Annotated in this window: 27 protein-coding genes, 20 tRNA genes, 2 rRNA genes and 1 riboswitch; of the genes, 38 read left to right on the forward strand and 11 right to left on the reverse strand. The window is 37.6% G+C overall.

Features of this window, described 5'->3' with window-relative positions; all coding sequences use genetic code 11:
- The 24 genes from JOC48_RS14090 to JOC48_RS14205 all read left to right on the forward strand — a co-directional run.
- A 23S ribosomal RNA gene (locus JOC48_RS14090) occupies positions 1-94 on the forward strand; the annotation flags it as partial.
- A 201-nt stretch (positions 95-295) separates the two neighbouring features.
- Positions 296-411 (forward strand): 5S ribosomal RNA (gene rrf, locus JOC48_RS14095).
- Between the two features lie 9 nt (positions 412-420).
- Positions 421-496 (forward strand) — tRNA-Val (locus JOC48_RS14100).
- A gap of 181 nt (positions 497-677) precedes the next feature.
- Positions 678-754, forward strand: a tRNA-Met gene (locus JOC48_RS14105).
- 150 nt (positions 755-904) lie between these two features.
- Positions 905-981: transfer RNA gene (locus tag JOC48_RS14110), tRNA-Asp, on the forward strand.
- A gap of 3 nt (positions 982-984) precedes the next feature.
- Positions 985-1,060: transfer RNA gene (locus JOC48_RS14115), tRNA-Thr, on the forward strand.
- Positions 1,061-1,271: 211 nt separating this feature from the next.
- Positions 1,272-1,344 (forward strand) — tRNA-Lys (locus JOC48_RS14120).
- Between the two features lie 6 nt (positions 1,345-1,350).
- Positions 1,351-1,435 (forward strand) — tRNA-Leu (locus JOC48_RS14125).
- A 57-nt stretch (positions 1,436-1,492) separates the two neighbouring features.
- Positions 1,493-1,567 (forward strand) — tRNA-Gly (locus tag JOC48_RS14130).
- A gap of 15 nt (positions 1,568-1,582) precedes the next feature.
- A tRNA-Leu gene (locus JOC48_RS14135) sits at positions 1,583-1,671 on the forward strand.
- A 57-nt stretch (positions 1,672-1,728) separates the two neighbouring features.
- Positions 1,729-1,805 (forward strand) — tRNA-Arg (locus tag JOC48_RS14140).
- Between the two features lie 4 nt (positions 1,806-1,809).
- A tRNA-Pro gene (locus tag JOC48_RS14145) sits at positions 1,810-1,886 on the forward strand.
- A gap of 17 nt (positions 1,887-1,903) precedes the next feature.
- A tRNA-Ala gene (locus JOC48_RS14150) sits at positions 1,904-1,976 on the forward strand.
- 10 nt (positions 1,977-1,986) lie between these two features.
- A tRNA-Met gene (locus JOC48_RS14155) sits at positions 1,987-2,060 on the forward strand.
- Positions 2,061-2,071: 11 nt separating this feature from the next.
- Positions 2,072-2,148: transfer RNA gene (locus JOC48_RS14160), tRNA-Ile, on the forward strand.
- A gap of 9 nt (positions 2,149-2,157) precedes the next feature.
- Positions 2,158-2,250, forward strand: a tRNA-Ser gene (locus JOC48_RS14165).
- 6 nt (positions 2,251-2,256) lie between these two features.
- A tRNA-Phe gene (locus tag JOC48_RS14170) sits at positions 2,257-2,332 on the forward strand.
- Between the two features lie 19 nt (positions 2,333-2,351).
- Positions 2,352-2,437, forward strand: a tRNA-Tyr gene (locus JOC48_RS14175).
- 163 nt (positions 2,438-2,600) lie between these two features.
- A tRNA-Gly gene (locus JOC48_RS14180) sits at positions 2,601-2,674 on the forward strand.
- A 5-nt stretch (positions 2,675-2,679) separates the two neighbouring features.
- Positions 2,680-2,753: transfer RNA gene (locus tag JOC48_RS14185), tRNA-Ile, on the forward strand.
- Positions 2,754-2,971: 218 nt separating this feature from the next.
- Positions 2,972-3,045, forward strand: a tRNA-Arg gene (locus tag JOC48_RS14190).
- A 26-nt stretch (positions 3,046-3,071) separates the two neighbouring features.
- A tRNA-Glu gene (locus JOC48_RS14195) sits at positions 3,072-3,143 on the forward strand.
- A gap of 139 nt (positions 3,144-3,282) precedes the next feature.
- Positions 3,283-4,074 (forward strand): tyrosine-type recombinase/integrase, encoded by a 792-nt coding sequence (locus JOC48_RS14200; RefSeq protein WP_204500750.1) that lies wholly within the window; start codon positions 3,283-3,285, stop codon positions 4,072-4,074.
- A 47-nt stretch (positions 4,075-4,121) separates the two neighbouring features.
- Positions 4,122-4,223, forward strand: a riboswitch (purine riboswitch).
- 158 nt (positions 4,224-4,381) lie between these two features.
- Complete coding sequence (locus tag JOC48_RS14205) at positions 4,382-4,954, forward strand: xanthine phosphoribosyltransferase (protein WP_204500752.1); 573 nt, start codon at positions 4,382-4,384, stop codon at positions 4,952-4,954.
- Positions 4,955-5,421: 467 nt separating this feature from the next.
- On the opposite strand, the gene JOC48_RS14210 is transcribed toward JOC48_RS14205, so the two are convergent.
- Complete coding sequence (locus JOC48_RS14210; RefSeq protein WP_204500754.1) at positions 5,422-5,787, reverse strand: helix-turn-helix domain-containing protein; 366 nt, start codon at positions 5,785-5,787, stop codon at positions 5,422-5,424.
- Between the two features lie 216 nt (positions 5,788-6,003).
- Between JOC48_RS14210 and sda (JOC48_RS14215) the strand changes: the two genes are divergently transcribed.
- Positions 6,004-6,135, forward strand: a complete 132-nt coding sequence (gene sda, locus JOC48_RS14215; RefSeq protein ID WP_204500756.1) for a sporulation histidine kinase inhibitor Sda — start codon at positions 6,004-6,006, stop codon at positions 6,133-6,135.
- Between the two features lie 115 nt (positions 6,136-6,250).
- Here sda (JOC48_RS14215) and sda (JOC48_RS14220) read toward each other — a convergent pair whose 3' ends face one another.
- Complete coding sequence (gene sda / locus JOC48_RS14220) at positions 6,251-6,394, reverse strand: sporulation histidine kinase inhibitor Sda (protein ID WP_204500758.1); 144 nt, start codon at positions 6,392-6,394, stop codon at positions 6,251-6,253.
- Positions 6,395-6,549: 155 nt separating this feature from the next.
- On the opposite strand from sda (JOC48_RS14220), the gene JOC48_RS14225 reads away from it, so the two are divergent.
- From JOC48_RS14225 to gndA, 3 genes are all read left to right on the forward strand, one after another.
- Entirely contained in the window at positions 6,550-7,266 is a 717-nt protein-coding gene (locus JOC48_RS14225; protein WP_239584382.1) for a Na-translocating system protein MpsC family protein, read from the forward strand.
- Between the two features lie 486 nt (positions 7,267-7,752).
- Entirely contained in the window at positions 7,753-8,496 is a 744-nt protein-coding gene (locus JOC48_RS14230; protein WP_204500759.1) for a Cof-type HAD-IIB family hydrolase, read from the forward strand.
- A 165-nt stretch (positions 8,497-8,661) separates the two neighbouring features.
- Complete coding sequence (gndA, locus tag JOC48_RS14235; protein ID WP_204500760.1) at positions 8,662-10,080, forward strand: NADP-dependent phosphogluconate dehydrogenase; 1,419 nt, start codon at positions 8,662-8,664, stop codon at positions 10,078-10,080.
- Positions 10,081-10,381: 301 nt separating this feature from the next.
- Here the strand turns inward: gndA and JOC48_RS14240 are convergent, their stop codons facing one another.
- Together JOC48_RS14240 and zwf are read right to left on the reverse strand one after the other, a co-directional pair.
- Positions 10,382-11,002: a cyclase family protein gene (locus tag JOC48_RS14240; RefSeq protein ID WP_204500761.1), complete on the reverse strand. Its 621-nt coding sequence runs from the start codon at positions 11,000-11,002 to the stop codon at positions 10,382-10,384.
- Between the two features lie 33 nt (positions 11,003-11,035).
- Positions 11,036-12,535, reverse strand: a complete 1,500-nt coding sequence (gene zwf / locus JOC48_RS14245) for a glucose-6-phosphate dehydrogenase (RefSeq protein WP_204500762.1) — start codon at positions 12,533-12,535, stop codon at positions 11,036-11,038.
- A gap of 309 nt (positions 12,536-12,844) precedes the next feature.
- On the opposite strand from zwf, the gene JOC48_RS14250 reads away from it, so the two are divergent.
- The gene (locus JOC48_RS14250) at positions 12,845-13,618 is read left to right on the forward strand and encodes a TIGR01457 family HAD-type hydrolase (protein WP_204500764.1); all 774 of its coding nucleotides are present in this window, start codon (positions 12,845-12,847) and stop codon (positions 13,616-13,618) included.
- A gap of 75 nt (positions 13,619-13,693) precedes the next feature.
- On the forward strand, positions 13,694-13,990 hold the full coding sequence (locus JOC48_RS14255; RefSeq protein WP_204500767.1) for a DUF5658 family protein: 297 nt from the start codon (positions 13,694-13,696) through the stop codon (positions 13,988-13,990).
- A 5-nt stretch (positions 13,991-13,995) separates the two neighbouring features.
- Here the strand turns inward: JOC48_RS14255 and JOC48_RS14260 are convergent, their stop codons facing one another.
- Positions 13,996-14,907: a DMT family transporter gene (locus JOC48_RS14260; protein ID WP_204500769.1), complete on the reverse strand. Its 912-nt coding sequence runs from the start codon at positions 14,905-14,907 to the stop codon at positions 13,996-13,998.
- Positions 14,908-15,029: 122 nt separating this feature from the next.
- Here JOC48_RS14260 and JOC48_RS14265 point away from each other — a divergent pair, with 122 nt between their 5' ends.
- Entirely contained in the window at positions 15,030-15,527 is a 498-nt protein-coding gene (locus tag JOC48_RS14265) for a GNAT family N-acetyltransferase (RefSeq protein ID WP_204500772.1), read from the forward strand.
- A 74-nt stretch (positions 15,528-15,601) separates the two neighbouring features.
- Here JOC48_RS14265 and JOC48_RS14270 read toward each other — a convergent pair whose 3' ends face one another.
- Genes JOC48_RS14270 through JOC48_RS14280 form a run of 3 tightly spaced genes read right to left on the reverse strand, consistent with a single transcriptional unit; the run spans position 15,602 to position 18,743 of the window.
- Positions 15,602-16,600 (reverse strand): ABC transporter permease, encoded by a 999-nt coding sequence (locus JOC48_RS14270; protein ID WP_239584387.1) that lies wholly within the window; start codon positions 16,598-16,600, stop codon positions 15,602-15,604.
- Between the two features lie 38 nt (positions 16,601-16,638).
- Complete coding sequence (locus tag JOC48_RS14275; protein ID WP_204500774.1) at positions 16,639-17,583, reverse strand: ATP-binding cassette domain-containing protein; 945 nt, start codon at positions 17,581-17,583, stop codon at positions 16,639-16,641.
- 2 nt (positions 17,584-17,585) lie between these two features.
- A complete protein-coding gene (locus tag JOC48_RS14280; protein ID WP_204500776.1) occupies positions 17,586-18,743 on the reverse strand; it encodes a COG1470 family protein in 1,158 nt (385 codons plus the stop codon).
- Positions 18,744-18,878: 135 nt separating this feature from the next.
- On the opposite strand from JOC48_RS14280, the gene JOC48_RS14285 reads away from it, so the two are divergent.
- The 3 genes from JOC48_RS14285 (at position 18,879) to JOC48_RS14295 (ending at position 20,457) form a co-directional block, all read left to right on the forward strand.
- Entirely contained in the window at positions 18,879-19,451 is a 573-nt protein-coding gene (locus tag JOC48_RS14285) for an RNA polymerase sigma factor (RefSeq protein ID WP_204500777.1), read from the forward strand.
- On the forward strand, positions 19,451-20,167 hold the full coding sequence (locus tag JOC48_RS14290) for an anti-sigma factor (RefSeq protein WP_204500778.1): 717 nt from the start codon (positions 19,451-19,453) through the stop codon (positions 20,165-20,167). The genes JOC48_RS14285 and JOC48_RS14290 overlap by 1 nt, the downstream gene beginning before the upstream one ends.
- Positions 20,168-20,229: 62 nt before the next feature.
- The gene (locus tag JOC48_RS14295; protein ID WP_204500780.1) at positions 20,230-20,457 is read left to right on the forward strand and encodes a YdbC family protein; all 228 of its coding nucleotides are present in this window, start codon (positions 20,230-20,232) and stop codon (positions 20,455-20,457) included.
- A gap of 189 nt (positions 20,458-20,646) precedes the next feature.
- Here JOC48_RS14295 and JOC48_RS14300 read toward each other — a convergent pair whose 3' ends face one another.
- Entirely contained in the window at positions 20,647-20,994 is a 348-nt protein-coding gene (locus JOC48_RS14300) for a DUF1428 family protein (RefSeq protein ID WP_204500781.1), read from the reverse strand.
- A 269-nt stretch (positions 20,995-21,263) separates the two neighbouring features.
- On the opposite strand from JOC48_RS14300, the gene JOC48_RS14305 reads away from it, so the two are divergent.
- Positions 21,264-21,746: a glucose PTS transporter subunit IIA gene (locus tag JOC48_RS14305; protein ID WP_204500782.1), complete on the forward strand. Its 483-nt coding sequence runs from the start codon at positions 21,264-21,266 to the stop codon at positions 21,744-21,746.
- 36 nt (positions 21,747-21,782) lie between these two features.
- On the opposite strand, the gene mreBH is transcribed toward JOC48_RS14305, so the two are convergent.
- Positions 21,783-22,790: a rod-share determining protein MreBH gene (gene mreBH, locus JOC48_RS14310; protein WP_204500783.1), complete on the reverse strand. Its 1,008-nt coding sequence runs from the start codon at positions 22,788-22,790 to the stop codon at positions 21,783-21,785.
- A 659-nt stretch (positions 22,791-23,449) separates the two neighbouring features.
- A complete protein-coding gene (locus tag JOC48_RS14315; protein ID WP_204500784.1) occupies positions 23,450-23,581 on the reverse strand; it encodes a DUF2639 domain-containing protein in 132 nt (43 codons plus the stop codon).
- 150 nt (positions 23,582-23,731) lie between these two features.
- Here JOC48_RS14315 and JOC48_RS14320 point away from each other — a divergent pair, with 150 nt between their 5' ends.
- The 3 genes from JOC48_RS14320 to JOC48_RS14330 all read left to right on the forward strand — a co-directional run bounded on the left by JOC48_RS14320 (position 23,732) and on the right by JOC48_RS14330 (position 25,586).
- Positions 23,732-24,376, forward strand: a complete 645-nt coding sequence (locus JOC48_RS14320) for an MOSC domain-containing protein (protein WP_204500785.1) — start codon at positions 23,732-23,734, stop codon at positions 24,374-24,376.
- Positions 24,377-24,502: 126 nt separating this feature from the next.
- A complete protein-coding gene (locus tag JOC48_RS14325; protein WP_204500786.1) occupies positions 24,503-24,901 on the forward strand; it encodes a DnaJ family domain-containing protein in 399 nt (132 codons plus the stop codon).
- 13 nt (positions 24,902-24,914) lie between these two features.
- The gene (locus tag JOC48_RS14330) at positions 24,915-25,586 is read left to right on the forward strand and encodes an SOS response-associated peptidase (RefSeq protein WP_204500787.1); all 672 of its coding nucleotides are present in this window, start codon (positions 24,915-24,917) and stop codon (positions 25,584-25,586) included.
- Positions 25,587-25,740: the final 154 nt, after the last annotated feature.

The raw sequence follows: 25,740 nt of genomic DNA on the forward strand, positions 1-25,740 counted from the left end.
AGATCCCTCAGAGACGATGAGGTTGATAGGTCCGAGGTGGAAGCGTGGTGACACGTGCAGCTGACGGATACTAATCGATCGAGGACTTAACTAAAATATAAAGTGAAGGCGACTGTTCAATAGCGTACGGATAGATAAGACAGCATGAAGTACTCCGAATTTTGAGTACGGAATGATGGATTAACTATACGCTAGCTATTAGGAGCCGTAACTGGATTGATGAAGTCGTGTATTCGATGATCTTGTAACCTTTCTTATCTAGTTTTCAGGGTACAAAAAACCTGAATATTTCATGTCTGGTGGCAATAGCGGAGAGGTCACACCTGTTCCCATGCCGAACACAGTAGTTAAGCTCTCCAGCGCCAATGGTAGTTGGGGCTTTGCCCCTGCGAGAGTAGGACGTCGCCAGGCATAACAAATGGAGGATTAGCTCAGCTGGGAGAGCACTTGCCTTACAAGCAAGGGGTCGCAGGTTCGAGCCCTGCATCCTCCACCATTATCTTTTTATATGTTTTTTATCATCGCGGGGTGGAGCAACGAGCAAAACATCCACCGAATTCACTTCGAGTAACTTCGACGCATTAACAACTACGAATAAGCTAGAAGAGGAAGAAGTCGAGTACTTAGGAATTTACACATCAAATACTCATGAACAATCTAATTTTAATTTTTATTATCGCGGGGTGGAGCAGTCTGGTAGCTCGTCGGGCTCATAACCCGAAGGTCGCAAGTTCAAATCTTGCCCCCGCAACCAAAAAAGTTTTCTAACTACGTCGAATTGGTTCATAGAAAGAAAACAACAGTAGTACTTGTAGAGTGCAACCAAATATTTTCACTTACTACTTTAGAAGAAATCGGTGTTAGTGAAATAAGAAAAGATATTTTCGCTATGCGAAAAATCAATGGTCCGGTAGTTCAGTTGGTTAGAATGCCTGCCTGTCACGCAGGAGGTCGCGGGTTCGAGTCCCGTCCGGACCGCCATTTGCCGGTCTAGCTCAATTGGTAGAGCAACTGACTTGTAATCAGTAGGTTGGGGGTTCAAGTCCTCTGGCCGGCACCACTTAACTTAAATATAGTAGATAATCTATTATATAGTGATATTCTATTTTAATCTAATTATGAGCCATTAGCTCAGTTGGTAGAGCAACGAGCAATGCTTCTGTGAATTTTCGACGAGTTACCTCGAAGCATCAATCATCATTGAATAAGCAAGTAGATGCAGAGGTCATTCCAATAAAAAAGCTGTAAAATAATAAGGATATAAATATTATGAGCCATTAGCTCAGTTGGTAGAGCATCTGACTTTTAATCAGAGGGTCGGAGGTTCGAATCCTCCATGGCTCACATTTAGCGGGTGTGGCGGAATTGGCAGACGCGCTAGACTTAGGATCTAGTGTCTTATGACGTGGGGGTTCAAGTCCCTCCACCCGCACCATAGTTTTTCAATGAGCGAAGTAAAATATCTTTCCGTTGTTATTCTAAAAACTAGAATGCGGAAGTAGTTCAGTGGTAGAACACCACCTTGCCAAGGTGGGGGTCGCGGGTTCGAATCCCGTCTTCCGCTCCAGATTTATTATGCCAAGCCGGGGTGGCGGAATTGGCAGACGCACAGGACTTAAAATCCTGCGGTAGGTAACTACCGTGCCGGTTCGAGTCCGGCCCTCGGCACCATAGTTTTTTGCGCAAGCAAAATAACTTTCCATTTTTTTAAAAATATAAATATTTAGTGCGCCCGTAGCTCAATTGGATAGAGCGTTTGACTACGGATCAAAAGGTTAGGGGTTCGACTCCTCTCGGGCGCGCCATTAACGGGAAGTAGCTCAGCTTGGTAGAGCACTTGGTTTGGGACCAAGGGGTCGCAGGTTCAAATCCTGTCTTCCCGACCATTGTAATGTTATATTATGGGGCCTTAGCTCAGCTGGGAGAGCGCCTGCTTTGCACGCAGGAGGTCAGCGGTTCGATCCCGCTAGGCTCCACTTTAATTTTGGCGGTGTAGCTCAGCTGGCGAGAGCGTACGGTTCATACCCGTAAGGTCGGGGGTTCGATCCCCTCCGCCGCTACTAGTATTAAAGGACCCTTAGCTCAGCTGGTTAGAGCTATCGGCTCATAACCGATCGGTCGCAGGTTCGAGTCCTGCAGGGTCCACCAGAAGAATACGGAGGAGTACCCAAGTCCGGCTGAAGGGATCGGTCTTGAAAACCGACAGGGGCTTCACGGCCCGCGGGGGTTCGAATCCCTCCTCCTCCGCCATCAATTGGCTCGGTAGCTCAGTCGGTAGAGCAACGGACTGAAAATCCGTGTGTCGGCGGTTCGATTCCGTCCCGAGCCACCACTTTTTATATAATTGAGTTGGAGGGATAGCGAAGTTGGCCAAACGCGGCGGACTGTAAATCCGCTCCCATCGGGTTCGTAGGTTCGAGTCCTACTCCCTCCACCATGTATCTAAGTATTGTTATGCGGGTGTAGTTTAGTGACGAGCAAAACATCCACCGAGTAAGCTACGAGTTGTCCCGAAGCATATAACACCTTTGAATAAGCTAGAAGATGCAGGGACATGAAAAGAGCGTAAGCCAAAATTTAAAAATAAGATAAATCTCCATGCGGGTGTAGTTTAGTGGTAAAACCTCAGCCTTCCAAGCTGATGTCGAGGGTTCGATTCCCTTCACCCGCTCCAATTGTGGGCCTGTAGCTCAGCTGGTTAGAGCGCACGCCTGATAAGCGTGAGGTCGGTGGTTCAAGTCCACTCAGGCCCATTTCACTTTTGGTTTTATTAAGTTTAGAAGTGATAAGTCTATTCTTTATAACATATATACACGTTGTGCGCCCTTAGCCCAGCAGGATAGAGCAACGAGCAACACTCCTTCCGAAGAATAGGCTACGAGTAACCTCGAAGCACACTGCTTCTTGAATAGGCTAGTAGATGCAGAGGTAGCTATGAAGTTATACAGAAATAACTTTATTCTAATTTCATGCGCCCTTAGCTCAGCAGGATAGAGCAACAGCCTTCTAAGCTGTGGGTCAGAGGTTCGAATCCTCTAGGGCGCGTAGCATTTTATTTTAAATTTTTTAATGGCCCGTTGGTCAAGTGGTTAAGACACCGCCCTTTCACGGCGGTAACACGGGTTCGAATCCCGTACGGGTCATCAATTAAAGACTACATATCTCTTGTAATAATATTATTACATGGATGTGTAGTCTTTTTTTATGTGTTGGAATGTTGACTTCCGCGAATTAAAATGTTATATTTTTGATAAATATTCTGAATAAAGGGGTGGCTGTTAAATGGGAATATTAAATCAATTTGAAGAGTGGGGCAGGGAAAATCAAAAGTCAGAAAATACAATAAAGACATATACGGGTTCATTAAAAATGTTTGATAGATGGTTACAAGAACAAGGTGCTTCTTTGTCTGAAGTGAAAAAATCGGATGTACAAGCATATATGAATTACCTTGATGCTGAAAAAAACCACAGTGCCTCCACGATTGACAAAGTATTTGCAGCCATCCGTGTATATGCTCAGTTTTTAAATAAATCCGAGATTACTCAGAATATTAATCGAAAAGAGAAGGAAAAAAATATTTATCAAACAGCACCAAAATCATTGAATGAAATAGAGAAGAAAAAATTAATCAGTCAAGTTAAAAAAGACGGAAATCTTAGGAATATAGCTATTATTCATATTTTATTATACACGGGTATTCGAATTTCTGAATTGTGCAGTTTAAAGCATTCAAATATTGAAATTAATGGACAAAAAGGTGTACTAACTGTACCAAATTCAGATAATGATGGTCGAGTGATTCCCCTTACTAAAGATACAGTATATCATTTAGAGAGATATATGGAAACATTAGAAACTAGCGAAGGATTACTGTTTCTTTCTAGAAATAATAAACCATTGACTCCAAGAGCAGTTCAATTAGTTCTGCAAGCGTACAATGTAAGTCCAAACTTATTACGACATACTTTTTGTCATGATTTAATTAACAATGGAATGGATCTATCTATTGTAGCACAACTAGCAGGGCATCAAGATATAAATATGACTAAGCGTTATATTAAAACTTCATGAGATTAAGTCCGGGTGGAAACACACCGTGGATTGGGTTAGAAGTAAGGTAACAAAATTAAATATTCACTCGTATATTAGCAGGAATATGGCCTGTGAGTTTCTACAGGATGACCGTAAATGATCCGACTACGAGTAAGCGGAGAAGAAAATATTATCGATTTTTATTGGTTGTCTATATAGTTGTTTTTTTCAAAAGGCTTACTCTTTAGAGTAAGTCTTTTTACACGATAAGAAAGCAATTTGACGTTGTAAGAGATACAAGGTATTGAAGGTAATTATCAGATATTGAGGGGGACTAACGTTTTTTATGGAATTATTGAAAGGAAAAATCAAAAAAGAAGGAATTGTTTTAAGTGAAAATGTTTTAAAAGTTGATTCATTTATTAATCACCAAATGGATCCAATATTAATGAAAGAAATTGGGAAGGAATTTGCAAATCGTTTTCGTAACGAGAATATAACTAAAGTGTTAACGATAGAGTCATCAGGAATTGCACCGGCAATTATGACAGGTCTTGAGTTAGAAGTACCCGTTATTTTTGCTAGAAAAAGAAAATCCTTAACATTAACAAGTGATTTATATACGTCAACTGTTTACTCTTATACAAAAAAGGAGACGAATGAAATTACTGTCTCACAAAAATATATACTGGAAGGAGATAATGTATTAATTATTGATGATTTTTTAGCTAACGGTCAAGCTGCTATAGGTTTAGCTGAAATAGTAGAAAAAGCAAAAGCCAAAGTTAGTGGTATTGGCATCCTTATTGAAAAATCATTTCAACCAGGTGCTGAGGATATCATATCAAAGGGATACCGATTAGAGTCTCTAGCGCGGATAAAATCTTTACATAATGAGGACGTACAGTTTGTTGATTAATCTAATAATCTATAGTAAAAAAATATCCCTGGATTGCTTATGAATCCAGGGATATTTTTATGAAAGGATGCCAAAATATTCTAAATATTAATACTGTCCTTTTTACAGTGACTTATCAAAAAAAGATTCCTCTTCATGGCATTTAACAAATTTGATAATAGAAAAGATAATTTCGATAAGTAATAGCCAAAATCTTCCTCAATATGATATAATCAAAACACACGTTCCCTTATCGAGGTGAAAATCATTTTAGTCTGTCTTGGTGTAATAACAGGGGGGAGCAAGGGGAGTGGATGTGGAAATTGTTATGATTGCCATTCCTCGTCAATGATAAAAGATGTGAATGGAGAGCAGGCCCGAACCTGCTCTTTGATGAATGAAATGAAGACATGTAAGAATTGCATGTTTGTCAAAATCTGAAAAGTGGAACCTTATCTCATAAGAAATGTATAGTAAAAAAGGATCTATTAGTTGATTTGTTCTTTATCTGTATTCTTTTTCCACTCTAGCATGACATTAATAATTTTAAGTAAAGTTTCTCTATCTTCATTGTCTATTTCAACTAAAAGATTGTTTAATTGAATGATTGTATCGTCCTGGGTCGGGGTCTGAAGTGTTGAAAATCGAAACAATTCTTCCAAGGAAACATTTAATGCTTTTGTAACTTTATCCAACGTATCTACAGTTACATTTTTTTCGCCACGTTCTAACTGGCCAATGTAAGTAGGATGTGTATTGGATAAATGGGCTAACTCTTCTTGGCTCAATCCTTGTTTCTTTCTCAACATCCTTATGCGTTCACCTATAATTTTTGCTAATGCTGTCCTGGGCATTCTGCTCACCTCTAGTAAAAATATACCCTCATTTTGCAAAGTTTCGAATATACTATTAATATTATTTTTAATTTATTGAAATACTATAGGTACTATTGTAGTATGAAAATATTGAATACATATCTGACAGGTAAAAAGGTCAATAGTTACTCCCATAGGTACTATTTATCGATGTGAATATATGTAATAAAACGATTAGGGGAGAGGTGATGTTTTATGTTTGAAAGTCTATCAAATCAAAAGCTTTTAGAAGCTTACAAAAAAGCTATGGAACTAAAATTAGAAAAAGACTTTATTGATTTGCTTATTACAGAGCTAACGAATCGTGGGCTGAAAATAACAAAATAGTATTGTATTTGTCCAATACTTAGATGAAGGGAGAAGCCATCGAGTCAGATTAGTTATGACTATATCCACAACATATTTAAAAATTAGAAGCATTTGTATTGTGTATATACCCAGTTTAACTACCTCTTAAAACCTCTTCTAGGCTAATTCCCCTACGTTTGATCTCGTTTTCCAATAAATGAATAAAGTCTTGATCGGTGTTTAATACTACTGCTTTCATAAAAGCTTCAACTAATAGTTCATCACTCAGATAATGCAATTAAATAAATCCCCTTTAAGCGAATGGCCTTCTATCCCTTCACCCAATCTATAGTATAAAATAGACCTTCTTCCAATTATAGTGAGAATTTTTACCAATATTTTTTATATTTTTTGTCTATACTTCTAGATAACTATTTTTTAGAGGGTGAAGCGATGAAGAATCATTCACAAAATGGGATGAATAATTCACAATCTGCAGAAATAAGCAACTATGTTGGAAAGCTTCTACGTGATAATTTTGGAAAAGGTCCTGAGGGTGTCTATGTTTCGATTGGTTTTACATTTATTACGATTTATATCCGAAATTTCATTACGCCGATTGAAAGGGTCTTGTTAGAACAAAAAAATCTCGCCTATGTGGAGGAAACGAGAGATTTGGTGATGACAACCATTATACCAGAAATTAAGGCGAATATTTATCGGATTACTGGCATGGAAGTGATGGAGTTTTACTACGATTGGGCGATGCATAACAAGTCAGCTACGTTTGTTTGTATTTGTTCTGATCAAACCCAAAGTAATCAAGCGTTGCAGTCAACATTCCATGGTAAGGAAAAAATGGTTGATGAAATTATCCATATAAGCTCAATGGCTCAGAAGGCACCTGAGGAAATCAGTGCATACATGCTAAATAATCGGACATACGTGTTTATTCGCAACGGGATATTAGTCAACATTGAAAAGGAATTGATACGAGATGGATTTAAAGAAAATTTGAAGCTGGCTAAAAGAAGGTTAGAGAAGCGATACCTACATAACAATGGTCATTGGGAAGAATACCTAAATTCAAAGATCATCGATATATTTGTTGATTGGGATTTTGAAATAGACAAAAGTATCATGTTGTTTATTACGAATCCAACAAAATAGGCTTCTGTGAAATGGAAAAAGGGCAGCCATCTTTGGCTGCCCTTTTGTCGTAACTTGTCACGTAACAAGTGTAAAAATTTATTTATTTCACGATATATTATTTATCTTAAATGATTGAAATTGCCGCGGTGCTATTTCCACCTGATCGTTTTAACCTAAACGACGAAAGCCCTACCTCTCTTTCGTCCTTACGGCTCCGAAGCCGATCCAGTGTGAATAAGTCATTCTATAAACAATGGCAGAACGCCAGAATCTTTACCTTGTTAACTCATTAAGTTACATTGCCTACAACCGAAGTTAAGGTTTGTAGGAACTATTATTCATAGTGAATCTTAATTATACCATAAACAAAAAGAAAATCAATAGAAGTAGAAATTAATTCATGGCTTGAGGAAATGATTATTTGTATATGAGTTGATTCACTAAGGGAAAAGATAAATAATAGATATAGTTGTAATCATTATTTTTACATAGAGGAGTCTGATTATGGTGAAGCAGAAAAAAGACATTCGGCTAATTGCATTAGATATGGATGGTACTTTATTAAATTCAAACGATAAGATTCCAAAAGAGAATCGAGAGGCAATACATTGTGCCCATGAAAAAGGAGTTAAGGTTATACTATCAACAGGTAGGCACTATCATACAAGTCATAAATTTGCTGATGAATTGGGGTTATCCTCGTATTTAATAACTGGAAACGGAAGTGAGATATGGACAACGTCCGGTGAATTAATCGATCGGCAATTACTCGATGTTGCTTTAGTCGAGCAGCTCGTGGGATTACATAAAAAACACCAAACATGGGCTTGGATGGCTTCTACTGATAAAATATGGAGAGGAGAAATTCCTGATAATCTGGAGGATTATGAATGGTTGAAATTTGGCTTTGATACGAATGACGAGGAGACAAAGCAGTTATTAATGGACGAGCTTTCGCGTAATGAACAGTTTGAGTTGAGTAATTCTAGTACAACCAATATTGAAGTGAATGCGTTAGGCATAAATAAAGCGGTAGCGATTAAAAAAGTATGTGAGCGAATGGATATCAGGATGGACCAAGTGATGGCTGTTGGTGATAGTCTGAACGACATTAAGATGATAAAAGAAGCAGGCCTTGGAATAGCCATGGGAAATGCGCAGGAAGAGGTAAAAAAATCCGCCGATTGGGTAACATCTAGTAACGATGATTGCGGTGTGGCATATGCAATTAATCATTGGGTAAAATAATACGAATGAGAAGTGCTTTTACTTGCAGGTAAGTTTCTCATGTAATAAGTTAATATAGGAGACAAAAAATCGTTTAATTCGATAGCAATTTTAAATAGTGATTTGCGATACTTTTCAGAAAACTGTATCATAAAATAGAAAAGGAAACGAGAAGGAGCGAATAAGATGGCAAAACAAGAAATAGGTGTGGTAGGTTTAGCAGTAATGGGAAAAAATCTTGCCTTGAACATTGAAAGTAGAGGGAATTCCGTTTCTGTATTTAACCGGTCATACGAAAAGACAGAGGATTTTTTAAAGAATGAAGCAGAAGGAAAAAATTTTTTTGGAGCATCAACGATTGAAGAATTTGTTAATTCGTTAGAAAAACCAAGAAAAATTTTATTGATGGTAAAAGCGGGTGCTGCAACGGATGCAACAATTGACTCGTTAATGCCTTATCTTGATAAGGGCGATATTTTAATTGATGGTGGTAATACATTCTATCAAGATACGATTCGCCGGAATAAGGATTTAGAAAAGTCAGGCATTCACTTTATTGGAACAGGTGTATCTGGTGGGGAAGAAGGCGCGCTAAAAGGTCCTTCTATCATGCCAGGTGGTCAAAAAGAAGCATTTGATTTGGTTCAGCCAATTTTTGAAGCAATTGCTGCAAAGGTTGATGGAGAGCCATGTACTACATACATTGGTCCGGATGGAGCAGGTCACTATGTTAAGATGGTCCATAATGGAATTGAGTATGGAGATATGCAATTAATTTGTGAAGCATATTTTATTTTGAAGCATGTTTTAGGTTTAAGTGCGGAAGAGCTTCATGAAGTATTTGCAGAGTGGAATAAAGGAGAGCTGGATAGCTATCTAATTGAAATTACTGCAGATATCTTTACGAAAAAAGACGACGAAACTGGCAAGCCAATGGTTGATGTTATCTTAGATACTGCTGGTCAAAAAGGTACAGGAAAATGGACGAGCCAAAGCTCCCTTGATTTAGGTGTACCACTACCAATTATTACAGAATCTGTGTTTGCTCGATTTATTTCTGCAATGAAGGACGAGCGTGTGAAAGCAAGTAAAATATTGAATGGTCCTACTGCAGAAAGTGCACCATTTGATGGGGATAAAGCGGAATTAATTGAAGCGATTAGAAAAGCATTATACATGAGCAAAATCGTTTCTTATGCCCAAGGGTTTGCTCAAATGCGTGCAGCATCTGAAGAATATGACTGGAACCTTCGCTATGGAGATATTGCAATGATCTTCCGTGGTGGATGTATTATTCGTGCGCAGTTCCTACAAAAAATTAAGGAAGCGTATGATCGTGATCCTGCACTTGCAAACTTATTATTGGATCCATACTTCCAAGAAATCGTTGAAAGCTATCAAACATCACTAAGGAAGGTACTTGCAATAGCAATGGAACGCGGTATTCCAGTTCCAGCCTTCTCTAGTGCATTAGCTTACTATGATAGCTATCGTACAGAAACATTACCTGCTAATTTACTGCAAGCACAGCGTGACTATTTTGGTGCACATACGTATCAGCGTGTAGATAAAGAAGGTACCTTCCATACTGAGTGGATGAAGTAATAGAAAGAAAAGGAGTACCCTAGGGTGGGTGCTCCTTTTCTTTCTCATGGTTTGATTCCAGTTTATATATAAAAATCTATAAACTTTTCGTTTAGTTCAAACCAGTATTGGAATAAAGTACACGAAAGTCCCAGATTCGTTTAATTCAAAAGTAAAATCCGGAATAAATTAAACGAAAGCCTATGATTCGTTTAATTCATAAGCCAACCATAGAATAAACTGCATGAAAGCTGAACTTCCGCAGCACTTTCATGTATCTTTCCAATAAAAAAGCTTTTGCCCTATTAGGGCAAAAGCTTTTTTATTCTGGCCAATCTTCAAACAGTAGTACTCTTGCAAGAGATGCTTCTGTTTCAACTAATTTAATGGGCGCTGCTACCATGTGATACGATTTTTCTTCTATTTCCTTCAGACGAAGACCTTCGACAATAATAATATCATTAAAGAATAATTTCCGGTGTGTAGGGTTTCCGGGCTGGCTGCGTTCAATTCCTAATGTATCAATACCGACACCTGTTATATCACGTTCAACTAAGTAGTCGGCCCCATCTTCTTTTAAATAAATAAATTCAAAATCAAATGTATCTACAAATGAATTCTTCGTTTTAAACAGGATAAAGTCATCTTTTTCTATGTCTAAACTTTCAAGGTCTTTTTTCGTAATCCCATCTTCAACGGACGTAAGATCAAATACTTTGACTGGACCGACCAGCTTTTCTAGAGGGATGGTTTCGAATGTCTTTCCGTCATTGACCATGTGTAAAGGAGCATCAATATGCGTACCAGAATGGAGGTTGATATCCATACGGGTAACTGTAATATGTTCATGTGTACTTCGAGTAAATGTCGGTTGTGCCCCTTCATTGTTTTCCCAAACAGGCATACCTGTGTGGACAGGCATTGAAATGTCATACATCTTCATATTGATCCTCCTCGTATTAAATGTGACTATTATTTATTCATTATTGTCCGGTAACACAGACCACCATTGATAACCGTCTTTCTCTAGAAGAGCGTCGGAGTCTTTTGGACCATTAGAACCAGACTCATAGTTAGGAAATTGTTTTGCAGCTTTGCTTTCCCAATGATTTGAAATGATATCAACAAATTTCCAGGATAACGCAACCTCATCCCAATGCGTAAAGTTCGTTGAATCTCCTCGCATACAATCATGTAATAAGACTTCATATGCTTCTGGTGTATTCATTTTATCCTTTTGCGTATTGTCATAATTAAGCATTATTGGAGTAGAGGTTGTACCATAGTCACCTTTTTTGGCATTTAAGTGCAACGTAATACCCTCATAAGGCTGAATATGAATTACTAATAAATTAGGGTAGATGTTTTCCCCTTGATCGTAATAGAGATTCATCGGTAGGTCTTTAAATTGAATAACGATTTCTGTTGATTTCTTTTCCATCCGTTTACCTGTTCGAATGTAGAAGGGAACGCCCGCCCATCTGAAGTTATCGATGAGTAATTTACCAGCAACAAACGTTTCTGTATTTGAGTTTTCATCAACTGCATTACTTTCTCGGTAAGCAATTTGCTCTTCGTCGTTAATAATACCGCGATCGTATTGGCCGCGTACAAAGTAATCGTCAACTTCATCTTCATTTACAGGTCTTAATGCACGGAGAGCCTTAACCTTTTCACTACGTATTTCATCTGGTGTTAATTTTATCGGTGGTTCCATTGCTAAAAGAGCTAACATTTGCAGCATGTGGTTTTGGAACATGTCACGCAATGCACCGGAGGATTCATAATATCTTCCTCTATCTTCTACACCCAATACTTCACTTGAAGTTATTTGAATGTTAGAGATATACTGGTTATTCCATAATGGCTCAAACAAAGCATTGGCAAAGCGAATCACCTCAATATTTTGAACCATTTCTTTACCGAGGTAATGATCAATTCGGTAAATTTGATCTTCATCAAAGGCTTCCCGAATCTGATCATTCAACGCTTTAGCAGTCTCAAAATTATTTCCGAATGGCTTTTCAATCACTAACCTAGTCCAGCCGTTAGTAGATGTTAGTCCTTCAGATTTTAAGTTGGATGCGATCGTTCCAAAGAAGTTAGGTGCCATCGCTAAATAGAAAATTCGATTTCCCTCTGTTTGATATTGATCGTCTAATTCTAATAAGAAGCTGTTTAATTTTTGATAATGCTCTAAGTCTGTTGCATCAAACGGGTTGTAATAAAAATGGGAAGCAAACGACTCATGATCTATGTCGTCTTCCTGAAATTGTTCTACAGATTTCATTACGTTGTTACGAAATTCTTCATTGGTTAGTGGTCTTCTTGCAACCCCTACAACTGCGAAGTTTTCCGATAATTTCCCATTTCGGTATAAACGATATATGGATGGGAATAATTTACGATTAGCTAAATCACCTGTTGCACCAAAAATAACAATAATAGACTTTGGATTATTTGTTGTTGTTGTCATTGCTCTTAACTACCTTCCTTTGGTTTCTTATTGTTTCCTATATAATATGTAACTATGTTCATACTATTAATCGAAATAACAAAAGCTTCGAATGAAATAGTCTTCTTTCATTTAATCTACTTAATACAATACCATGTGAACAGCTATTGTTAAAATGTTTTACATTGCTTCCCTAAAAAGTTTATACTTTTCAATAGTTTATTCTATCGTATTCGTTAAGCTCAAAAAATGTTTGTTTGCATAGCACAATTTACTTTATATTTTATACTAACATGTGTAGAAAAAATAACAAGAAATTAGGTGAATATTTTGAAAACTTATCGAGGTTTTTTTATTGATTTGGACGGGACGGTATATCGAGGTACAGAAAAAATTGATGAGGCAATAACATTTGTTAAGGAATTAGAAAAACGAGATATACCTTATTTATTTTTAACGAACAATTCCACGAAGCACCCAAGTAAGGTTGCTGAAAAATTAGTTAGTATGGGTGTCCCTGCTACTACAGAACACGTTTTTACGACGAGTATGGCTACTGCTAAATATATTGCTGATCAGAAACCGGGTGCGAGGGTATATCCAATTGGGGAGGAAGGTCTCACTACTGCCTTGGAAGAAGCGGGTTTAGAGGTGGTTGAGGAAGAAGCGGATTTCGTGGTGATGGGACTTGATCGGACGATTAATTATGAGAAATTGGCGGGAGGTGCCTTGGAAATTAGAAAAGGTGCTGCTTTTATTGCGACAAACGGGGATATTGCTTTGCCGACAGAAAGAGGGTTCCTACCTGGTGCGGGATCGTTAATTTCTGTTTTGACGGTAACAACTGGTGTAAAACCAACATTTATTGGAAAACCAGAACCAATCATTGTGGAACAAGCACTTGAAGTTTTAGGTACAACGAAGGAAGAAACATTGATGGTTGGCGACAATTATGACACCGATATTTTGGCTGGAATCAATGCAGGTATCGATTCACTGCTCGTTCATACAGGAGTTACGACAAAAGAGCATTTAATACAGATTTCTGAACAGCCTACATATTCCATCTCCTCACTTGCGGAATGGACATTTGAGAATGAATGAAGCTGCCTCATAGGTTTAAAAAGACTTTGATTTACCTAAACTGGATAAAATCAAAGTCTTTTTTGAGGTGGTTCTATGTTCAAAACGATTATCTTTTATCTGGCCATATTAAACATGCTAGATGGTTTTATTACGTACTATGGATTGGAAAATGCGTATATATCAGAAGCGAATCCGTTAATGGAAAGCTTGTATAGTTATAGTCCTGTTCTGTTCATTGTTTTAAAAATCATGCTATCGATCTTTTTATTGGCCTTAGTTATTGTTTTTCGTGTACCAGCAACGAGCTTAATCAAAGGATTAGCATTATCCGCCTCTTTTTTATATACGTTTACGTTCTTTATCCATAGCATTTGGTTGTTTCAGCTCTAACTAACCTACGCGCTTTTGAGCTTTTTTAAACGAGTAGCTACCCTTTGCTTTCTATTCGTAATCATTACCCCTGTGATAACAAGTATAGATCCACCTGCTTGTAACCAAGTAAGCTTTTCCCCTAAAAACAACATGGCACCAATCATCGTGAAAATTGGAATTAAATTAAGGAAAATCGATGCTTTTGCAGGGCCAATCGCGTTTATTCCTTTATTGTAGGCGACAAGAGCAACCAAAGATGGGAAAATACCTAGATATAATAACCCGGCACCCACGGAAGGTGACCACTCAATCGATGACAGCTGGTTTACTTCTATTGCAGCAAAAGGAGCTAAAATGACTACGGCAATTACAGACATAACGAGTAATCCACCATAGGTTGGGAATTTCCACGCATGCTTTTTAATTAGGATCGAATAAATCGACCATGTAAGCATAGCTACAAGCATAGTTAAATCACCAGGATTAAACGATAAAGATAAAATCATATCGATCGAGCCTCTTGTTATGACGATAATCACCCCGATGAATGAAAAAACGACTCCAAAGAGCTGCAATTTAGTAAAGGTTTCTTTTAACAAAATAAAACCAAGTACTAATGCAAAAACAGGTGTTGATGATTCTACAATTGCTGCGTTAATTGAGGTTGTGTAATTTAATGACAAATAGACAAGAACATTAAAAAGGATAAGTCCTGAAATGGATAAGGATACAATTGCTTTCCATTCTTTTTTCCAAAGCGATTTATTTTCCTTCCATTCTTTATAGCCAAACGGTAATACTACCAATAATGCAATGATATAACGGAATAAGGTTAAAGTAATTGGTGGGATTTGTGCTGAAACTGGTTTGCCGACGATCAAGTTTCCAGCAAACAGCATCATTGCAAATACAAGAAATAGATAAGGACGGTACATGAAAAGACCTCCAATTAGTAATAGGGTAAAAATGCAGACCAATTAACATGCTAACATGTGGAGCTGCATTTGATAAGTCCTCGAATTCAGTTATCCTTAAGTACAAGGGGTGTGGTAGGTACATGGGAATAGAGACGGAAAGATTGAGACTTAGAGATATGAAGGAAAATGACAAAGACAACTTATTAGAAATTTTTAGTGATCCAATCGCGATGAAATACTATCCCTCTACAAAAAATGAAGAGGAAACGGTTCGATGGATTACTTGGACAAGGAATAACTACAGAAAGTTTGGTGTTGGCTTATGGGTGGTTGAGGATAAAGATACGGGGAAATTTCTGGGGCAATGTGGCATTGTACCGCAAAAGATAGATGGAGAAGTTCAGATGGAGATTGGTTATTCCTTTTTAAGAGAAGTGTGGGGAAGGGGCTTCGCTACCGAGGCTGCCAGAGCATGTAAAGAATATGGAATAGGGACATTAGAATTAACCAGAATTATTTCGTTGATTGACCCAGAAAATACAGCATCGATTAAGGTTGCTAATCGGATTGGCATGGTTTTTGAAAAAAATATCATGAAGTGGGGAAAAACATTAGCCCTCTATGCTGTTGAAAAATAAAAGGAGGCTGCCCCCAAAAGCAAAGGGGTCAAAGCAAAGGGGTCAGACCCCTATGAGACAGCCTCCATTTCCTTTTAATTGGATCGAATTTCTTGGCGCATGAACAGTACGTAGGAAATAGCAAAACAAATCAATGTTGCTGCAACTAATCCTGTAAGCTGAGGCCAAATTAGTAGTAAGCTTTGGTTTAATGGTAACGGACCAGCAATTTGACCAACTCTTTGCTCCATTGTTAATGGGCCTAAGCTCCGTACAGATGGAGACAGCAAGGTATTTGTTAATTCACTAAATAAATAGTTTGGTGAAAGTCGCATTAAGTTTAACACAAGCTCTTGTCTACCTAGTGCTTGGGCTGTACTCGTTATCGTTTCAGGATTCATCAAAACTTTTGATAGCATTTGAACGATCATGGAATAAAACACACTAAAGAATATCCATATAGCAATTCCAGATAATGCAGAAGTTGCCGCCTGTTTAAATCTTACGGAGAATAGAATACCTAAATTTAACCAAAAAGCAATATAACAAATACATAATAGTAGAAAGTACATCATACGAGCAAACTCTTCGTAGGTTGGAGGAATACCAATGATCAATATTCCTAGAGCAGTTATAAGTAATCCTAGAGAGATGAACAACACAATATTTACCAATAGTGCTGCTATGAATTTAGCATTTAACACGTAGTCTCTAGGAATTGGCTGAGCCATTAACCTGCTTAGCGTTCCTTTATTTCTCTCTGAATTAATCGCATCAAACCCCAAAGCAATTCCAAGTAATGGACCTAAAAAACTAACAAATGTAGTAAAGGGCGGTAAGGTACCATCTGATATTGTAAATAATTTTAGAAAAAGAAAAGAGTCTTTTGCGATTTGCTTAGCTTCTTCCGATTGATTAACAGCATTTTTAATACTTTCCATAGCGGTATATAGTGATCCAATACAAGTTAAACAAATAATGAGAAGAAGAATGATAATTCTCCAGCTTGTTAAATAATCCGTAAATTCCTTTCGAACGATAGCTCTAAATACAGATGATCGATTTGGACGTATGAAGTGATCTTCACTTTTCATAGTGAAGTTTCTGAATAGCTGTTTTATGTTAGGCATTTTCATGTAGCCTCACTTCCTTCAAAATAACGGTGATAGATTTCATCCAATCCATAATCCTTTTTGGTTATGTGGTATAGCTTTGCTCCTTCCTGAATAATGGTGTTAGCAATTGTAGGGGTTACATCAAAATCGCAATATATTTCAATGGAATCTCCAAGATTTTCGAAGCGATTAACACCATTAATTTGGTTTATTTTTTCTATTAAAGCTTGAGAAACAGGCTCTGCTGTCACGTTAATAACTAAGGTGTCCTCAAAAAATAACTGTTTTGCTAAACTTTCTATATTTCCTTCCGCCAATAATTTTCCTTTAACAAAGATACCAACGCGATCGCATATTTGCTGAACCTGATGCAGCTGATGGGACGAAAGTAAAACAGTAATATTTTCTTGCTCATTAAGCTCCTTGATGAGTTTTAATAATTCTCGAACACCTTCTGGATCAATTCCTAACGTCGGTTCATCAAGGATAATAACCTCAGGGTCTTTCATCAAAACATCAGCAAGCCCAAGACGTTGTTTCATCCCGCGTGAATATTTACCAGCTTTTTTATTGGCAGCATCAAGTAATCCTACTCTGTATAGAAGGTCCATAGCTCTTTTTTCTGCAACTTGCTTATTCAATCCATTTAAATAGGCAGTGTACACCAAATTTTCAAACCCAGTCATTTGTTCATAAAATCCTAGATCGTCAGGTAAGTACCCTACCCTTCCTTTTACTTCTAATGGATAGCGGGTAGAATTCATGCCACAAACTTTAACTCCTCCGGATGTAGGTTCACTTAATCCTAGCATCATCAATATCGTGGTTGATTTACCTGCACCATTTGGCCCCAATAAACCGAATATTTCTCCTTTTTGAATGGTAAGGGATAAGTGGTCGACAGCAAATTGATTATCGTATTTTTTTGTAATCTCATTTAATTCGATAATTGGTTCTCCCACGCTTATCTCCTCCCATATTTACGAATTAAGTAATACAATCCACCAACAACAGCCAAAATAATGAAAACCCCTATGAATCCCCAGAAGGTTGATGTTTCAACAGATACCCGAAACGCAGCGTCAGAAGAAGCCTCTGCAGTTTCAGCTGTAAATGTCGTTACATAATCACCAGCAATGGCATCATCAGGTGCTGTTAAGGTAGCTTTAATGGTTTTACTTGCACCTGCTTCAAGCTCCGGAATCGTACTCATATCAAATTCTGATTCCCAGTTCGGTGGAGTAGAAGCGGTTATATCAATACTTGATAATTTTGCTGTTCCGGTATTTTCGACTACTAGATCAATTGTTTTATCATTTCCTGCTGTAATATCTGTACTTAGTCTTCCAGAAGGAGTACTTATTTTAATTTCATAAGATCCTGTAATAACGGCTTCTAGTGTAGTGTCAGCTGATGTACTGCCTGTTGCAGCCTGTATAGGTATTTCGTATGTTCCTGCCTTTATATTTTGTGGAGGTGTTACATCAACAGTTATACTTTTTGATTCATTAGGCTCTAAAGAAACAGATGTCACATTTTTACTACCCGCCTGAAATTGAACACCCCATCCATCAGGTGCACCAGAGTTAAGAGCATAGTTTTGTGTATCTGCTGTTCTATTTTTTAAATCTAGACTGTATGAGAATGTCGAGTCAGCGTGTCCCTCTAAGTTTGGCTGTTCAGATGATAGCTCCGTTTCAAATGTTCCTTGTTCAGATACTGTCGTAAGAAAAGGAAGTGTTGTCAGTGTAGTTCCATTACTTCTGGCAACTAGTACAAAATGATAGTCAGCTTTTTCAACTTCTAAAGGTACAGATATTTCTAAGTCAATATCTTCTTCGCTATTTGGTTTTATGGATAATTGCCGTATGTCTCGACCACTCGCGGTAATTGTATGTTCCCAGCCTTCAGGTAAATTGTTGATTTCAAAGGCGACGTTTTCAATCTGAGAGCTATCATTCATGACAGTAACGGAATAGTCGATCGTTTCTCCGGGTGTTACAGATAAACCTGTAAATGGTGTAAATAACGTGATGTGTTCTGACGCCATTGTTTTTGTAGGTACAACCGATGTACCCAGCATGAATAACACGATAAGGACTGTTACGATTCTTTTTAACATGATAAAAACCCCCTATTGTTTTTTCATAAATGATACGGAGCACCCTTCAAAATGGATTTGCTTTTTTAAAAAAAATTTGTAAAAATTTTATTAAAGCGCGTGTTCAAAAATTGCTCATAGGGAGTGTGAGTGATCATGGATGACAAGCAGGAAAGTGTCCGTTTGATAGAAGAAATAGGATATGGTTCCCGGGAAGCATTCGATCGTTTTTATGAGATGTTTATTCCTTTTGTTTTTCAAATTGCTTACCAAATTACCGGGGATCGTTTAGAAGCGGAAGATGTTTGCCATGATGTTTTTTTAGAAGTCTATCAAAAGAGTGAACAATACAATGCTTCTAAAGGTAGTGTCAAAGCGTGGCTTGCGGTTAAGACACGAAGCCGTTCTTTAGATCGCTTGCGAAAGAAAAAGGGATTACTTGTTGATCGATTAGAGTTATTCCTAACGAGAGAAGCAAGTGATGCAGAATTACACGTTCTTTCTCATATTGAAAAGGAAATTGTTTCGGAGGCACTAAAGCATCTACCACAGGATCAACAGAAAGTTATTTATGGCTGTTATTTTGAAGGCATGACACAACGTGAAATGGCAAGCGAAATGAACCGGCCATTAGGGTCTATTAAGTCTATGATAAGGTATGGGCTTAATAATTTACGTAAACAAAAGGGGTTGCTTCATTGGACGGGATCAAGTGGAGGTGAAAAGTGATGAGTCTGAAACCGAATAATCACTGTACAGATGAACAAATTATTGATTATGTTCTTGGTCACTTGGAACAGGAAAGTAAATTAGAAGTTCAAGGTCACCTTCGTGTTTGTAACGAATGCCAAAAAAAGTTAGATGAGTGGGACTATCTAATGAATGACTCCGAAAAGGTTCAGCCGTCTTCCTTTGTGAAGCAGCGTCTTGATAAAGAGATTACAATGTTTCCAAAGCCAAGTAAGTCCCCGAATACAAAAAAGGTATTTGCATTGATTAGTAATATTGCAGTTTTATTTTTATGTATGAGCTTATATTGGAATATGAGAACCCAAGATTTGACGTATGAAGTTGCCCAAAATGATGATGTTAAACCCGATATAGTAGTGAGACAGCCAGAAACAAGTAGACTGGACATTGTACCACTGACAAACTTCAATGATATGGAAGGCAATGTATGGATTAATGATGCTACAAACGAAGTATTAGTTGAAGTCAATGGATTAACCCAACTAAGTGCCAATGACTATCAGTTGTGGGTGATCCATTCTAATAATCAGTTTAACACCGAAGTATTAGAGCTACAGGATGGTTCAGTTAGAGTTTATTATAAAAGTCCAAATGTGGCACAATTAAAAGTAATTAAGGCGAGTATTGAACCAGTAGGTGGCAGCAGAGTTCCAATCGGACCAGAAACGTTTTATGTAAATGTGAACCAAGATTAAATGTGTTATCTTTTAAGTGAACATCCCTTTAAGGGGGTGGACAATAAGTTGGAGGTGTATGCATGGCTGATATAAAATTTGAAATTGTGAAATCATTTGGAGCTATTTCTGAGTCACCAAAAGGGTGGCACAAGGAGTTAAATTTAATAAGCTGGAATAATCGAGAGCCCAAATATGATTTGCGAGATTGGTCACCAGATCATGAAAAAATGGGAAAGGGAATCACCTTATCAAAAGAAGAAGTACAGAACTTAAAGCAATTACTTAAAAATGCAGTAGATGAATCTTGAACAAACGTTTGAACAAATGCTTACGATTGCCAGCGGGTAAAGTAAAAAATAGGATAATAAACGAATGATGAAAAACCGGGCGGGTCTTGCCCGGTTTTTCTAATATATGATATTGGTCCATCCGAACCATTATGGGTATTCGTACATTAGAGGGATTTTTAACATGTGTTTTTCTTGACAGCAGTAATATTAATCATCACAGGTGAACGATGCTGAAATAACTTTTCTGTCATTTATTAAAGGATGAATGGTTTTGGTCAGAAGGATAAGTTCGTTATCATCTTTCACTTTGCTTTGAATTTCTTGATAATGTGATTCATTACGAAAAACAGTTTGTCGTAATAGAACACTTTCTTCGATTTCTGCATTTAGCATCGTGAATAATTGATGATCATTCTTATATTCTGTTACAGCGGTATACGTTTTATCTTCCAATGTACCATAACCCATCATGATTTCGGCAACCTGTTGTCTTAACTCTAGAAATGCAGGTATGTTTTCTTTTTGGATAAGGTAAAAATAAATGTTGGTGTACATAATTTCACCCTTTCTGAGGAGTAATAAGAGAAAGTCCTAAAAAGAACGCATGTATCAATCGCATGAATGACGGACTTTTTACTCCTGGTTGAGCTCACCTTAACATCCACTATATGCATTTTGTCATCTGATGTGAGTGTCCACTCAAAAGTAGCGACTTTTGGCATATGTCTAGGTGTTAGCTTGCATTTTAAATGATTGACAAACTTGTATATACAAGGTTAGTATTTAATAAGTCAATGGAGGATTACTAAAAGGGAGGAAACCTTGTGTTTAAAAAATTATTTGGAAAACGCCCGACAGAAGATACGGTATTAGCACCTGTAACGGGCGATTTAGTTGAGATAACAGAAGTACCGGACCCAACTTTTTCTCAAAAAATGATGGGTGATGGCGTTGCGATTAAGCCAACAAAAGGTGAGGTTGTTTCGCCGGTTAAGGGGAAAATTGTTCAATTGTTCCCAACGAAGCATGCAGTTGGGATTGAGTCTGAATCTGGTGTAGAGTATTTAATTCATATTGGATTAGAAACAGTTAGTTTAAATGGTGAAGGCTTTGAAGCACATGTGAACCAAGGAGATAAGGTTTCAGCAGGCGACTTGTTGATTTCATTTGACCTTGATGTGATAGCAGAAAAAGCAGAATCCACAATCACACCAGTTGTAATCACGAATGATGTAACGTCAATAGACAGTGTTGCTCCTCAGAGTGTTGATGCTGGAAACACCCAAATTATGACAGTTGTTAAATAAAAAATGAAGGGACACGTGGTGTGCTCCCTTCATTTTTTATTTTACTGCTTTTTGTAGTTTATGAATCATTTTCAGCGATCTTCCTGTTCCAATTGCCACTGATTCAAGGGGATTCGGTGCTAACTGGACAGGAACATAAATCTCATTAGCAAGCCATTCTTGCATCCCTTTTATTAAGGCACCGCCTCCGGTTAATGTTACACCTTGATCAACGATATCCCCACTTAGTTCGGGTGGGCAATTTTCTAATGTGTTATGAACGGTATCTAATATAGATTCAAGCGATTCACGAATAGCCTGTTGAACTTGAGTAGACGTCACCGTTATCGTTTTCGGAAGTCCTGTCACGAGGTCTCTGCCTCGTACTTCCATTGACTCTTCCTCGTGCTCAATTAAGGCATGCCCGATTTCCATTTTGATATTCTCCGCAGTTCTTTCCCCGATTAGAACATTAAATTCTTTCCTAACAAATTGGGTAATATCTTCGTCCATTTTGTCGCCGCCCACTCTAACTGACTCGCTGGACACAACACCACCGAAAGAAATAATTGCGACCTCACTTGTTCCGCCACCAATATCGACAATCACACTAGCAATTGGTTCGTCTACAGGAAGATCAGCACCGATTGCAGCCGCAATTGGTTCTTCAATCAGGTGTACTTGCTTTGCACCAAAGCTCTTGACGGCGTTATGAATAGCTCTTCTTTCAACCGTTGTACTTCCTGATGGTGTACAAACCACTACCGTTGGCTTACGCATCGATACACCTATTTTTTTACTTACCTTTTTTAAGATTTCCTTGAGCATTTGAGCGGTTATATCATAGTCTGCGATTACGCCATCTTTTAAAGGGCGGATTGGTATGATGTTTCGTGGGGTTTTACCAACCATTTCTTTTGCTTCAGAACCAACTGCCACCACTTGATTGGTGTTTGTATCTATTGCAACTACAGACGGCTCATTTAAAACAATTCCTTTTGTTTTTGTATAGACGAGTGTATTGGCCGTTCCTAAATCTATTCCAATTTCTGCATTTCCAAACATGTTTGTTCCTCCATCGATGTAGATTTCCTATCTATAGCATTTCTCCATTTTACTAATATTTATGGGGGTAGCGCTAATAGTAAAAAATGGAATAGGCTGTTTTCTGAAAAATTGTTCCTTTTGAATACGACTAAACTTTAAAAAGCTATAATGCGTAACAAACGATAAATGCGACATACAGTGAAATTAAAATGAGTGCTAGGATATCGCTTCGGCAGAATACTTCGCTTTCCGCGGGCACGGCCTCAGCCTCCTCAGAAGCAAAGAACGCTTCTTGCGGGGTCTTCGGACACGTGCTGTTCCCGCAGGAGTCTGCGTATTCTGCCTACGCTAAAAGCGATTCTTCGATTAACGCTAAATTTACGTACGTAGAATGGTTTTTAGCTTTTCACAAAGGACAAGGAAAGCACAGACACTATTATATCGCACATAAGAAATTGGTTATATTTTCGAGGACTCTACGTGTTTTTCCGCAGCTTAGATTAGCACTCATCTTATATAGGATGGAAGTTGTCACGATAATGTTATGTCGCATTATGTGTCAACTGTGTCATAAAAACAACAAAGAATACGAAATGATTCAAAACTTATAAGTCAGAGTTAAGAGTATTAAAAAAAGCAGGAATAGAGTCCTGCTTTTACATTTATAAAGGAAGGTTTTATTCTTCTTTTTCTTCTAATAGGTTTGCAAGCACATATTTTTTGTAGCGTTCAATCTTACGTCCTTCGAGGCGGCGAATCCCTTTACTTTTTAGTTGCTCTACATACCATCCTTTGCTTCCTACATGCATTCCTATCATCCTCTCCCTATAGTTATAAAAATTTCACAATCGGTATTGTAACATCTGTATTTCTTGATTTAAACCGTGAAGCATACAGAAGTATTTGATATTATATAAGTATTCAAGGAGAAGTGTGACGATGCGGAGGGGCAGATTATTATGAAATATCAAATTTTATCTCTAAATATTGGTGAACCAACAAAGCACATAATTAATGGGAAAGAGCTACATACTGGTTTTATAAAAACTTCGGTTAATCACCCCATTTGGCTAAGTAAAACAGGATTTGAGGGTGATGGTCAAGCAGACATGAAAAATCACGGTGGGGAGGATAAGGCGCTATTAATGTATCCTTATCAGCACTATAACTATTGGCAAGAACGTTATAATCGAAAATTCCAGCAACCTTCCTTTGGTGAAAACATTACAGTAGAAGATTTAACCGAGGAAAATGTCCATCTAGGTGACATATATACTATTGGTGAAGCGGTTGTACAGGTTTCTCAGCCGAGACAGCCTTGCTATAAAATTGCAGAAGTTCACCAAATAAAGGATATTCCAGCTGTTGTTACAGAGACAGGATTTAGTGGATATTATTTTCGAGTCTTACAGGAAGGCTACGTTTCTCCAGATGATCAAGTTGAATTAATAGAAGAAGACACATCTAAAATTAGTATTTCTTTTGTACAAGAAACCCTATTTCATCAACGTGAGAATACAGAAAGAATAAAACAAATTTTAAGCAATGAAGCGATTGCTCCCTCCTTACGAAAAACGTTTGAAAAGCGCTTAAAGGCTATTTAATTGATGATGTTTAAATGAATGATACCTGAGTCAATTTCATCATTACAATATCAAGCCATATGTCAACCTAATGGCGGTAAATAAGTATTGTGAAATTGATTAACCTAAAAAGTTAGGGTGTGAATAATGGATTTTGTCAGTTTAATGGCAGAAGAGAAAATTAAAAAAGCGATCGAAGAAGGAGATCTTGACAACTTACCTGGAAAGGGAAAACCTCTAAAGCTGGAGGACATTTCAGCTATTCCAGAGGATTTACGAACAAGCTACCATATGATGAAAAATTCTGGTTATTTACCAGAAGAAGTAAAAGTAAACAAGGAGCTAGTGTCATTAAGGGAGCTTATAAATGCTTGTAAGGACGACACAGAAAAGGCAGAGCTTGAAAAAAAATTAACGGAAAAAGAACTGCAGTTTAAACTTTTAATGGAAAAAACGAAACGTAATCAGACTAGTGCTTATCGAAAGTATAGTGGGAAAATAAATAAACTGTTTGGAGAAAACTACGGTGCTTCGTTCCATAAGTAAGAGGTGATTCGTAATGTGTGGACGGTTTACAATGAATGCAAGTGAATTAGAAATATTACAGTCATTTGATCTAGAAGGAGAGTTAATATCCTTTGAACCAAGGTATAACATCGCCCCTGGTCAAAAGGTACTTGCAATCATCCATGATGGGGAGAAAAAAAGAGCGGGTTTTCTACGATGGGGTCTTGTTCCTTTTTGGGCAAAAGACCCTAAAATTGGCTATAAGATGATCAATGCAAGAAGTGAATCAGCACATGAGAAGCCAAGTTTTAAGGGGTTGATGGCTTCGAAACGTTGTTTAATCGTTGCAGATAGCTTTTATGAATGGCAAAAAAATGAACAGGGGAAGCAGCCAAAGCGAATAGCACTTACTGATCGAAAGCTATTTGCGTTTGCTGGCCTGTGGGACAAATGGGATAATGAAGGAGAGCGGTTATTTACCTGTACCATTTTGACGAAACAGGCCAATGACTTTATGCGGCCAATTCATGACCGGATGCCTGTCATCCTACCTAAGGAAAAAGAAGATCAATGGATTGAACCAATGAAACGGAAGCCAACTGAAGTTCATGAATTCCTAACCAATCTATCAATAGAGAATTTAGAAGCCTACAATGTGAGTAACTATGTTAATTCAGCTAAAAATGAAGGGGTCCAATGTATTGAACCCTTGATTGACGAATAGTAATTAGATATTGTTAATAAATCAGGGATTAGATTAAATCTAGTCCCTTTGTTTATATAACATCATTTTCCTGATTACATATAATTTCCTTGACCATTAACGAATGCAGACAAATTTCCAAAAATATGAAGACATACATGGTATACTAAAAACA

Source organism: Aquibacillus albus, from assembly GCF_016908325.1.
GTDB lineage: Bacteria > Bacillota > Bacilli > Bacillales > Amphibacillaceae > Aquibacillus_A > Aquibacillus_A albus.